Here is an 11,879-nt window from a genome sequence, read left to right on the forward strand (position 1 = left end):
ACAGCCCGACCCTTGCCTGCTACATGCCCCCGGAAGGTCAGGCATGCGACATGGCGTGGCTTATGACCCGCCCGGTTTCACCGAATTATTGTCCTTCAACGGCATGACCGCGCCGTTCTGATACCGATGCACCGCACTTGCCGCAACCGCTGCATCCGCAGGCGTCAAGGCATGCGGGGCAACCAAGTCTGATGGCTGCGCCAATTGCGCGGCCAGATTCGTATATGTCGCACAACCCCAGGCCATCTTCGGTCGCGGTGTCGTGCCGCCGAAGACCACCGAATCCTCCGACAATTGAGAGCAATCCGGTGCAACCGCGTGCTTGCCGTCATAGCCGATCACGTCGACGTCACGCATCCCAAGCGGGGGCTCGGCGCAACCGCACACCAGCAGTGCGGCCAGGATCGACAACCGTGCCCGACGAGATCTTCCGCGCCGGGTACGGGAATCGGTATAAGTAGGAGTCTTCATGATCTTCATCTCAATACACGTAACCGGCGCTGCCGCGCAGACGCGGCGCGTTGTCATCCGGTGACGCGCCGCTCGCGCGGCCCATGCTGTACTCGGCGTCATTACGAATACCGGTCAAGCTGTCGAGTGGATTGCGCAATTGCCCCGGATCGGTCGGCTTCGCCAGATAAGGGGTGACCGTGATGACTAACTCGGTCTTATTATTCGTATACTTCTTCGACGTGAATAGCTTGCCGATAATCGGAATCGACCCCAAACCTGGCACCTGCGATACCGTATCGCTCGACATCGCTTGCAACAAACCGGCGATCGCGAAACTCTGGCCGCTCGCCAGTTCCACCGTAGTATCCGCGCGGCGCACCGAGAGTCCGGGAATCGTGATCGAATTACTCGTCACACTCACGGTCGAATCGATCTGGCTGACCTCGGGACGAACCTTCAGGCTGATTCGGCCATCATTGAGGACGGTCGGCGTGAAATCGAGTTTGACGCCATACTGCTTGAATGACACGCCGATCGCACCGTTCGTCTCCGATACCGGCACCGGATACTCGCCGCCGGCAAGAAAGCTCGCGGTCTGTCCCGACAACGCCACCAGATTCGGCTCGGCCAGCACGGAGATCAGCCCTTCCTCGTTCAGCGCATCAAGCACGCCTTCGATATCGGTATTGCCCACCTTGAATCCTCCAAGGAACGAGTACACGTTGCCGGACTGGATCGTGACAGGATACGTACCTGCCGCCTGACCCGTGACTGTCTGCGAATAATCGTAAATCGACCGTCCGTTATACACTCCGCCAATAAACTTTCCCGCCGCGGTGCCGAAGGCGTTCCAATTGATGCCCAACTGCTGCGTGACATTACGATCCACTTCCGTGATCCGCACGCGCAACTGGATTTGCTGCGATTGACTGACCGTCATGCGATTCACGACACTGGTCGTGTTGTTCGCGTATTGCTTCACTGCCTGCACCACAGCATCCGCATCCGACGCAGTGGGCGCGGAACCCGTCAAGATGATCGCACCATCAGTGACATCCATTCGCACCGGCATCGACGGGAAACGGGTCCGAAGCACCTCGCGCAAGCTGTCGAGCGCCGGTCCGACTTGCACGGCCCGCTCCAAGATCGTCCGTCCATCAGCAGCCATCACATACACCGTGGTGGTACCCCATTTCTTGCCGAGCACGAACAGGTTGCGCGCCGTAGGGGCCTGTACGTCCGCAATCGCCGGGTCCACGACAAAAACGGATGCAGCGGGGGCCGGCAACGTCAGCATCGCGCCCTTGCCCACTTCCAGCGATAACACTTTGGCCGGCACCGCATTGATGCCCATGCCCGGACTGTTGATTGCGCCCTTGCCAACCACGGGTGCCGGCGACGAGGTATCGACGGTACTGCCCGTCCCACTCATGATCGTGACACCCGGCGCCGCAAGCACCGGCAACGTCCACACGCTCGCGCTGGCCAGCGCGAGCAAGCAGTACGGGGCCATCCGATGCGTATTACAAGACTTGCTCATGTGAGATGACATCCAGACTGACCGACGCCAGACCGGCGTCTCGAAAAGCGGCGTGTCGGACCTACCGACACGAATAAGGCTGCCGGGTTGGCCAAGCCGACAGCGAAGCCGCGCGGATATCTATGCGGCGGTGCTGCTTTCACGCACTATACCGTGCTGCATAACCTCGCCAAGCGACCCATGACTGCTGGCGATACCCCATCATTGCGCGCGGGGCGTCATCATGCCCTGCGGTAACGGCGGTGTGCCTGCGCCACCGGACATCGATCCAACCGCGGTATCGGTGCCCGCCGACGACCCGCGGTAAATCACGACCGGGCGTTGCACGGGTGCGACGCTAGCAGGCGCCCCTGACGGCGGCGGCGCCGGGGCTTGCAACGCCCGCGTCACATCGCGTGACCATACAGGCGGCGGCAGCGCATCGGTCGTCGGCCCGACAGGCGTGATACCTTGCAGCCCGCTTGCCGCCAGCAAACCAGGGTTATCCCGACTCGTGGTGGCAAAGCTACGCAATGCCAACGACAAGCTGCCAAGGCGCCCCGCCACGGAGACCACTTCACTCATATGCGGCGTGACCTCCAAAGTGACCGTTCGCGCGGAACGCCGTTGATCGCTACTGCCATCCGGATTTTTGGGACGCTCCAGTTCCGAGCCGGACGCCAACACGCGGACATGCTGCAGGACGGTCTCGCTGACATACGAATGCGCATTGCCGCTGTTATCGTAATCCGGTGCTTGCTGGGTAAGGAGAAGATCGACGTAGTCACCGGGTTCGATGAGCCCCGCATTGCCGGACACATCATCCACGGCAACCGACACCGCCAACATGCCGGGCTTCAACGTCGCGGCAAGAAAGCCAGGGGCATTCGGGAGAATCACATCGGCGGCATGGAGCACCGTGCCTGCGACAACGGCATGACGCAGCAATGCGCCTTTCAAATCCGGTGCGCCCGCCGCGCCAAGGATGATGGCATCGGATGGTACCCGATCGGCGGGAACGTTCTTCCACTGGAGGTCGTCATCGCGCAGCAACAAACCTTGCGGCAAGTCGGCGGCACTGACGCGAATTTTGGGTTCGGGGGGCGCCTGCTCCGGACCACGCGTGCTTAGCGAGATCACCGTCTTCGCAATGAACAGCACGAGGACCGAGCCCACCAGCAATAACAACAACTTGATGACATTCGACATGACAACCTGAGCGTGGGCGTCAGTGGAGCGGATACTGCTGGGTCATCAGCAACGGCATAAGCCCAGGCAGTATCCATGGCCACAGTACCATGCAGCTTCCCCCGGAGGCTATCGCCACCCCGTAAGGTACACCGCGGACGGCCGAAAACAACGCCAGCACGCGTACGACGCCGCTCCCTTTGCCCGGTTCGAGGCGTCGTGTGGCGAAACTCAAAATGCCCACGACGGTCCCCGTCAGCGAGATCACGGTCAGCATCGGTGCGGCAAGAAGCGGGCCGGACCAAAGAAACAAGACGGACAACAATTTTGCGTCGCCGCCGCCCAATACGCGCAACGCGAATAAAGCCAAACCGATTAGCAGTGCGACACCACCAGATAGCAGATGCATGCCGAACGCATGCCATCCAAGCTGCTGCAAAGCTGCAAATATCAGAAACGCAGCACCAATCGCCACGACCCATGCATTGGCCAGACGACGATACCTGACATCCGACACGGCCAGCCAGAGCAACCCTGCCAACACGAATACCCGCAGACCCGATGAGACCAATTGAATTGTCACGATATCGCCCCGGGTGCTCGTGTTGGCATCCTCCTCCGACGAGAAGGATGCTGTGTGCGCCAAACCAGCGATTAGCTGCCGCTCTGCGTCGTGTTTGCCTTGCTGAACAGCGTGGCGAACATCGTGCTTACTTGCGTCTTGAAGGAGGTGCCGATACCTGCCAGCGCCAAAACGACGATACCTGCCAGCACTGCGTATTCCATTGCACTGACACCGCGCTCGTCACGAACAAAAGCCTTGAAGAACTTTGACATCTGGGATTCCCCAATAAATAAATACAACTTGAATAGAGCAGCCTTTCGGTGCCACTGTCACACCAACCCGTACCGCATCGCCGAAAGGATCAGTAATTTATCCCGATCGCTTTTCAGCAAACCAACATGCAGCGCACACATTTGCTGAAGAATTTACGTATTCTGATGGTTACGTTGAATTCGACCGCATTATATACAAGCACTTACGCCAAGGAAGTGAATTTTATGCAACATGACGCCATGTCGCAAAAATTACCTAATATCCCTTATTGCTCGACCTGTCTCCGACGCGTCACACCGATTTCACCGGGACTGACCTACTCGATAACGGCCCACCCCCGATGAACTTGAGTATATATTTGGTCACGCGCGGGCAATTGCGCTAAGTGCGAGGTTTTTCAGGCTTTTATTGACGAATTGGAGAAACGGCGGGGTTCGGCTCGATGACGGATTCGGCTCCCAAACCAACGCTTGTCAAGCCACCATCGGTCACATAAGGGATAAAACCTAGCTGGACAATTTTTATTACCGTTTCTTTCCTGCAATTAGCGTTATCAATAGAACAATAGTCTATTGCGATAATAGGTATTTTATATTGCTCACGAATTTTATTCACTTGCCCGAGCAGCCAGTCACGATCATTTTGGGGTACCGCCACATAACGTTTTTCTGATGCGTTCCATCCTTGATACAACGATTCGAACGCGACCATCTGCACGAGTGAATGCACATCGGGCAAGATTTCGAAGCCACGATTGAATATCAGTTTGGCCTGCGGGTAGCGTCGTGCCATCAGACGCACGACTCGCTCGAGTCCGTCTTTCTGCGCGGCACGCTCGGCATCAGTGGTGGCGATCAATTGGAAGGAATCCAGCGTATCAAGGAAAAAACCGCGATAGCCTTTCTTCCAGAGTGGCGTCACGACCTTGTCGACAAAGAAAGCTGGCCAACCCGGGGCGGTCTGGTCGATGACATCCGACGCCCATGCCTTGTTTTGAGATGGTCGCCACGATTTTGGAATAGCTTTGTAGTAACTGCGATTTGGATGAACCTCACCAACGCTTACATAGGCATACCACTTTGTATGGCCGACGGATTGCGTCCGCGGATCAAATTGCGCATCCGGGTCCAACACGACGATATCGAAGCGGCTGAGGTCATCGATCGGCGGCGTGACACCGTAGTACAGCGCCACTGATGGCAACGGCGCGCTAGCATCGGCCGTGGCGAACTTCGCCGGAAAGAGCACGGCAAGCAATGCCATGGCAACATTGGCGATATGTCCGATGCCACGTGACGTGGCGGTGCTGCGATACAACGGCATCAACTCATTCTCCTTCAGAACAGAACAGCGCCATACGGAGAGCAAGACCCGCCCCGCCGATCGTCGCGCTTCAACGATGCAGCATATAGGTCTCGTATTCCAGCGTGCTGAACTGGCGATCCAGAATGCGTACCGATAGCATCACCACGATCAACAATGCCGCCGCGAATCCATAACCGAACGCATCAGGACCGATGACCAGGGTAATACCGGTGAAGAGCGCGTTCAATACCGCGAACAGCGCCGTCAGAAACAATACGGTACGGCGGCGGTCCAAATAAAAAATACGTTCAGCAATCCTAGCAGTAACACCTGCAGGCTTGCGGACACGACGTCGATCACCAGCAAGGGTAAATAGAGAGGCGTGATATTCAATGCGTTCAACAACGGAACGCCGATGGCGGCGATCAACAGCATCACCAGCAATTGCACCTTGATGATCTCGTACAACCCTGCACGTACGCTGGATACCATCATGTTACGCATGTCCTGGATATGCGCATAGGTCGCACCATTACGCACCGCATCGTAGAAGCCATCGTAGAACTCGACAAAGTCGGCTTCGATACGCACAAGGAAGGCCGCCATCCCGGGCATCACGCAGACATAGGCAATGAAAATCGGGATGTCGTAGATTACCGATGCCCGCAATGGTCCGATCACCGGGCTGCTGGTGGCCGGCCAGAACCAGAACATGAACTTGTCGATCCACACGCCAAGATTGAACAGAAAACCGACCCACGCCAGTGTCGGGTAGGTGAATTGCCGGTCGAACACCTCGAACGAGACGAACCGGTGACTACGATAATCGCGATAGATCAACGCATTCAGTCCTCCGAGAAGCACGATATGACCAATGACGAAACCCGCGAGCAGCCCCACCAGCCCATACCGGTTCAACGCCAGCGCAAGTCCGACCACACAGCCATAGCCGATCGCGAAGACAATCAGTATCTGCCGATACTGCTTGACGCTCGAGAGAAAAATCACCGCAATCCAGATGTTGCTCACCACGGTGAATCCGATGACCATCAAAACCCGATACGTCAACGGCGTCTCGTGAAAACTGAATACCATCGCCCCGACGCCAACGATTCCGGACAAGATCGCCGCCACCAATACCACGGCGTTGTAGTTCGACAGCACCAGATCGTGACGCTTCTCGAACAGACGATCCGAAATGAAACGGGTGAATGACAATTGCAACGGGCCGGTCAATATCAAGCTCAACGCAATGAGATACGTCACCGACACCTGAAACTGCACAATGGCGAATTTCGGTACGACGGTGGCAATGCTCAGCAGACCAATGATCAGAATGCCAAAGATCGACAGAATCAGCGGTCCTGAACTGATCAGCCCCGCGTACGCGTAAGCGCGCGCAGCACCGGCAAGCGTTTCCCGGCGCAAGATCTTGCGCAGTTCGAATCCGATGCCGGCCATTTACGTCACACTCCCGGATTCAAGGGATGCGTCATTCCGCGAACGTAAAGCCGGCATGAAGAGCGCTTTCAACCTGGCGGCAATGCGGGCGACGTCACGCTCAGCATCTTCCGCCTCGATCACCTGGCCACTTCGACCGAACCCCATCGGACATTGACCGCCTCCCATCGCATTTACCCGGCCTGGTGTGGTGTCCATCGGAAGACGTGTATTTCCAGCGGCGACAAACGCGTTCAATGCCGCAATACCCGCATCGGTTTTCGCGACGTGCTTATCCCGAGCGCTCGTATTGAACCAGAAAGCAAACCGACGCCGAGACGTCCCACGTTTCGATGCATCACCAGCCCCGCCCCCATCGGAGCCGGAATCATTTCCGCCGGACGGAGCCATCGGCATCGACAGCGTCGGCGCGCGTGACAGCTTGTCGTATAAATCCCGATAGCTGCCCACCATCTGCGCCTTTGTGTAGTATCGGCGTACTCGCGCGATCCCTGCCTGCTGTGCCTCGAGCCACCGGGTTTCGTCGCCGAGCAACGCAACGGTGGCTTGCGCGAACATGGCGGGATTGGCGATTTGCACTACCACGCCGGATGCGCCAAGCGCGCGGTCAGCTTCATCGTTACCCTCGATCAACTGCCGGCATGAACCGACATCGGTCGTAATAGCGGGAACACCGGACGCGAACCCTTCCAGCAACACCAGGGGCAACGCTTCGCTGATGGACGTCAGCGCGATCAGGTCGATCTGCGGCATCATGTCGTCGATGCGCTGGAATCCCATGAATTTCAGGCGTGACTGCAAACCGAGGCTTTCAACCAAGGCCCGACACTCCTTGGCGTACTCGGGATCCTCTTCTTCCGGTCCGATGATCCACCCCTCGATATCAGGCATTGACCGCGATGCGATGAAAATACCGCGAATGAAGGTCTTGATGTCCTTGATGGGAACCACACGCCCAATCAGCCCGACAATCCGGCGGCGCCCTTGCGTACGCTTGGCGATCAAAGGCGCGAGCCGTTCGACGTCGATCCCGTTTGGAATGCTGCGGGTGCGCTCCGCGCGCGCGCCGTCGGCGACTTGCCGCAAACGATTCGTCTCATATAGCGCGACGATATCCGACGATGCATCGTAAGCAAGTCGGCCGATCGCCTCGAAGAACCGCACCCACAATTCTCGAAAATAACTAACGCGAGAAATATCGCGTTCGAAGAGCCCACGGTTATCGCGTATCCACTGGCTCTGAAGCAAGTCGATCTTGCGCTCCTTCGTGTAGATGCCGTGTTCCGAGATCAGCAGTGGCCGTCCCGATCGATAATGCAACAACGCGCCCAGGAAGCCCGCATAGCCCGTCGAGACCGTGTGATATACCTGCGCCTTCGGCACCGTGCGGGCCACCTCGGCCAGTAACCATAGCGGACGATGCATGGTACGCACCGTCCAGAAATAATCGGTGAATGATGGGTCCGTGCAGAACCGTTCGTAGCGATCGACAATCGATTCCCATGCACGCCGACTGTTCAGGAAGTGTGCTTCACTCAAGCCCCCATCGGCACTCAACATCGGAATCAAATCGGCAATCAAGCTACCGATCGTCTGCCCCCCTCGCGGATCACGCATGGCGTCATGCAACGCGGACGCACGTTCAAAGGCATCGTGATTACCGTCCACCGCAAATGGTCGAGCCGCATCGACCGCCACCGGTGCATACAGGAAGTGCGTCTCTATATGCACCACATTGTCAGGTAACTCATAAGCGGGCGCACCGTAGTCCGACCGCTGGCTTCCAATGAAGACAATCGCGAAACGGATATCTGGAAATGCACGGATCATCTCGTTCACCCAGCTGGACACGCCACCGCGAACATATGGGAACGTGCCTTCCAGCAACAGGCAGACATCGGCATGCGCCGATCGACGTTCAGGGAGTGCTTTCATGTCGACCAGTACTCCACGACGGGTTTGAAAACAGGCAAGGCATTTCGGCCCCGCAACGCTTCCAGCAGCACATGCACGGACGCGTAGTCGCGGTTGAGGAAGGCCGCTTCGGCCATCCAAGGCGCCAACCGATCACTCGGGAAACCCAACTCGCGCGCGTGCTCGAACGCTTCCCTGGCAAGTACCGGATCACCGTTGACAAGTGCCAGGCGGCCGCGGCGTAACCATAATGCGGCGTCGCCGCCGCCGATCGCGAGCGCGGCCTGCGCATGCTGGTCCGCCTGTTGCAATGCGTGGGTCTGAACCGCACCCTGCACGATATTTTGATACGCCAATTCGAAATAGAGCTCCGCAAGCAAGCGGTGCACGGCTTGCAGTTGCGCTTCATTTGCAGCATAGGCTATCTGCTTACGCGCCGCGAAGATCTTCTGCATGATTTCATTTTCCGCCTGGTCCATCCGACCATAAGCGATCAGGCGTACATCCTCCAACGGGTCTGTCAGCAGTTCACGCAGTAAGGGGCTGGTTGTCCGCGTGGGCATCTGCTGAATGGCAACCAGCGCGGACAAACGATCCGACGCTGGCACCGCGACATTGGATACGCGAGCCTGCAAGCGGGCGCCACTGCCATGCGTCACTTGAGAGACGAGATTGGAGACAAATGTCGGACGCGGCACCGATACGATCTGTACGCTCGGTACCCGACCTGGGAACCACTTCGCCCATCCGCAGGCGAACAAGATCACGAAGCCGCCGATCAACGGCACAAGGGTGCAAGTCAGCCATAGCAACAGGAACGTGGCCTTGCGGGGAAACCGATACGCAAGCGGCAAGCACTCGCGAAACATGACCGCTTCAGCAAGGCCCGCGACACATTGCCATCCGAAATACAGCAGGAACGGCGTGCGATCGCTCGAGACGTCGATACCGCGCACCAAAATGGAGACAGCAACTGATTGCGCGATGATCGTGCCGACAAAACCCAACACGAAAAGCAATATGCGCCGGGCACGTTTTTCCTCGGCATGCGCGGTGCCGACTGGGTCGTTGGCATCACGATGCCCTGTCTCAGACGGAGCAGGTGCCCCAGCTTCTCCGGTGGCCCGATCGGTAGGGGTTGGCTTAGTCATCAACGCCGCTGAGGGTCAGAATACGTTGTAAAGCCAGCGCCGGGTCCAAGTCTCCGAGCAACTGTGTGTGCACGGCGACACGCGCGGTTTCAAGGTCCATCGCAAACTGCGCGCGCAAGCTGGATTCGATCCGCGCCAGATACCCGTTGATGCCGCCCATGTCGGTGACCGGCATCAGGTTTACGACGATCGAGTGCTCGGCCGTCTGGATTTCCCAGAAAACATCCAACGCCCGTCGTCGGCGCGAAACATGCTCGAACAGCGAGTCGCTGGCTTCGGTCCGCGGGAACGTCAACGATACCAGTGATGAATGTACGCCGGTACGCGCCGCCATTCGCCCGAGGCGGCTTAATTCGAGCGCGAACTCCACAGGACAATCGGGCACCACGTCAATGACGTGGCGCACCAGTTCGGCATGCTCCAGACCATCGCCAAAATAACCAAGCAATACCTGGATCAACTGTAGGTTGTCAAATGTCAGCGACAGGAATGGCATCCGTCTGATCACCAACACACCACGAATCGAGCCGTCGGCCGCCAACAACGGCGCACAGACCAAATAGAGGCTATCAGGCAATTCCCCCTCGTCCATTTTCAAATGGGCGAGCGCGCCGTTCTCCAATGCATGCGTGATCAGTGCATCGCCGGGCACCAGGTCGAACGGATCGCCCACGATGGCCATCGCGACGGTGCTGACACGGCCATTGCGCACGGTATAAAACGCGGCCTGTTCGAGACGACAGATCGGCGCGATATACCGCATCAACTGTTCGGCCGACATCTTACTTTCACCGGGGTCTTGCAAGCCGCCTTGCACCGACATCCTCCGCAGCTCGACGATCGAGTCGCGCAAGGTCGTTGGCTGCGACAGCAGGTCCTTTTCGAGACGATCGTGCGACATCCGCAACAAGTAATGATTGTTCGTCAGCGCGACGAGTCGATCGCTGAGATAGTCGTTTTTCGCACCGGCCTGGATGGCACGGGCACCCCACGTATCACCGAAATGGCCGACGACGATCACCTGCACCATCCCACCGGCGAAGAATCCCACCGGGAACGCACCGCTTCCTACACCCGAGTGTCCTATCAACACCCATTCCACCAGCATGAAGGCCCCTCCGAACAGCCCGAGCAATGTGCCATAGCGCAACGCCAGCACCATTGGCGCCAACCATATCCACGGGAATGCCGCAGCCAGGGCGAGCGGATCATGAGGACGCAGCATGGCCAGGATCGTCAGGACGATCAGCATGAAGGCGGCACTTTCCACCAACGCGAACGGACGCTGCACCGCCGGCGCGATCATGCGCCGGATGCGGCCGACGTTACCGAAGGCGCCGGTCTTTCGCAGCGCGCTACCCTCCGTGGGTGCGTCGGCGGCACCTGCGGTGCGCCCTTCGCCCTTGGACGCCTGCTGTGGCGTGGGAATGGCCATGATGTATCCGTCTATTCCGTTGGAACCTGCCGTGTCGCCGATCAGCGTTGCCGCGCCAGCGGCGCCAGCGTCTTGAAGATCAAGCGCGTGGCAACCGTCGACAGGCTCGAACGGCTGAAGCCGCTCTTCGTCCCCGTGGCGCTCCAGACCACCTTGCCGGAATCCACATCGGTCAGTTCGTATGTCACCCCCACGACCGGCTCGCCGTCCACGCCGGTCTTATAACGCCACTCTTCCACCGCGCCACTCAATACATAACGTGCCTTCTGCGTACGTGCCCACGTCATCGTACGCTCGACATCCGCCCGGGCGCTTGCCGTGAACAATGCACTGGCGCTGCCATTGCCCGTTGCAACCGGCGCAAGGCGCACGTCGATACCGGATGCCCGCAGCGCATTGGCCGTAATGGACTCGGCGCTATGTCCGGCATCGGGCGTCTCCGTAAAGTTTGCCATCGTCGCCAGCACGATCTGGTCACTGCCGCTCAGGGCCGGCGCACCACTTTGCCGCACGGTTCCGCACGCCGCCAACGCGACGGCCAGCATTATCACCGTTGCGGCCTGTGCGCCGCGCTGCATCAGTTTCGTCATCATGTCTCGACTTCCTCGCTTGTCG

General features: G+C 58.5%; 9 protein-coding genes and 2 pseudogenes. All 11 read right to left on the reverse strand.

The window, feature by feature from the left end:
* Window positions 1-60: 60 nt before the first annotated feature.
* A complete protein-coding gene (locus WM40_RS17795; RefSeq protein ID WP_046153567.1) occupies window positions 61-471 on the reverse strand; it encodes a CpaD family pilus assembly lipoprotein in 411 nt (136 codons plus the stop codon).
* A gap of 10 nt (window positions 472-481) precedes the next feature.
* Window positions 482-1,807, reverse strand: coding sequence for a type II and III secretion system protein family protein (locus WM40_RS17800; RefSeq protein ID WP_046153568.1), 1,326 nt, complete (start codon window positions 1,805-1,807; stop codon window positions 482-484).
* Between the two features lie 387 nt (window positions 1,808-2,194).
* A complete protein-coding gene (cpaB, locus tag WM40_RS17805) occupies window positions 2,195-3,181 on the reverse strand; it encodes a Flp pilus assembly protein CpaB (protein ID WP_046153554.1) in 987 nt (328 codons plus the stop codon).
* Between the two features lie 19 nt (window positions 3,182-3,200).
* Window positions 3,201-3,743, reverse strand: coding sequence for an A24 family peptidase (locus tag WM40_RS17810; protein WP_157685841.1), 543 nt, complete (start codon window positions 3,741-3,743; stop codon window positions 3,201-3,203).
* Between the two features lie 71 nt (window positions 3,744-3,814).
* Entirely contained in the window at window positions 3,815-3,997 is a 183-nt protein-coding gene (locus WM40_RS17815) for a Flp family type IVb pilin (protein WP_024904558.1), read from the reverse strand.
* A 406-nt stretch (window positions 3,998-4,403) separates the two neighbouring features.
* Window positions 4,404-5,321 (reverse strand): endo alpha-1,4 polygalactosaminidase, encoded by a 918-nt coding sequence (locus WM40_RS17820; protein WP_024904559.1) that lies wholly within the window; start codon window positions 5,319-5,321, stop codon window positions 4,404-4,406.
* Window positions 5,322-5,391: 70 nt separating this feature from the next.
* Window positions 5,392-6,764, reverse strand: a pseudogene (gene pelG / locus WM40_RS17825) (exopolysaccharide Pel transporter PelG).
* Window positions 6,765-7,169: 405 nt separating this feature from the next.
* Window positions 7,170-8,699, reverse strand: a pseudogene (pelF, locus tag WM40_RS17830) (GT4 family glycosyltransferase PelF); the annotation flags it as partial.
* Window positions 8,696-9,829, reverse strand: a complete 1,134-nt coding sequence (locus tag WM40_RS17835; RefSeq protein ID WP_024904562.1) for a hypothetical protein — start codon at window positions 9,827-9,829, stop codon at window positions 8,696-8,698. The gene WM40_RS17835 and the pseudogene pelF, both read right to left, overlap by 4 nt.
* Window positions 9,822-11,264 carry a PelD GGDEF domain-containing protein gene (locus WM40_RS17840; protein WP_024904563.1) on the reverse strand — a complete coding sequence of 481 codons (1,443 nt, stop codon included), beginning with the start codon at window positions 11,262-11,264 and terminating at the stop codon, window positions 9,822-9,824. The genes WM40_RS17835 and WM40_RS17840 overlap by 8 nt, the downstream gene beginning before the upstream one ends.
* Window positions 11,265-11,305: 41 nt before the next feature.
* Window positions 11,306-11,857, reverse strand: a complete 552-nt coding sequence (locus WM40_RS17845; RefSeq protein WP_236693580.1) for a penicillin-binding protein activator LpoB — start codon at window positions 11,855-11,857, stop codon at window positions 11,306-11,308.
* Window positions 11,858-11,879: the final 22 nt, after the last annotated feature.

The organism is Robbsia andropogonis, from assembly GCF_000970345.1.
In the GTDB taxonomy this organism is placed as follows: domain Bacteria; phylum Pseudomonadota; class Gammaproteobacteria; order Burkholderiales; family Burkholderiaceae; genus Robbsia; species Robbsia andropogonis.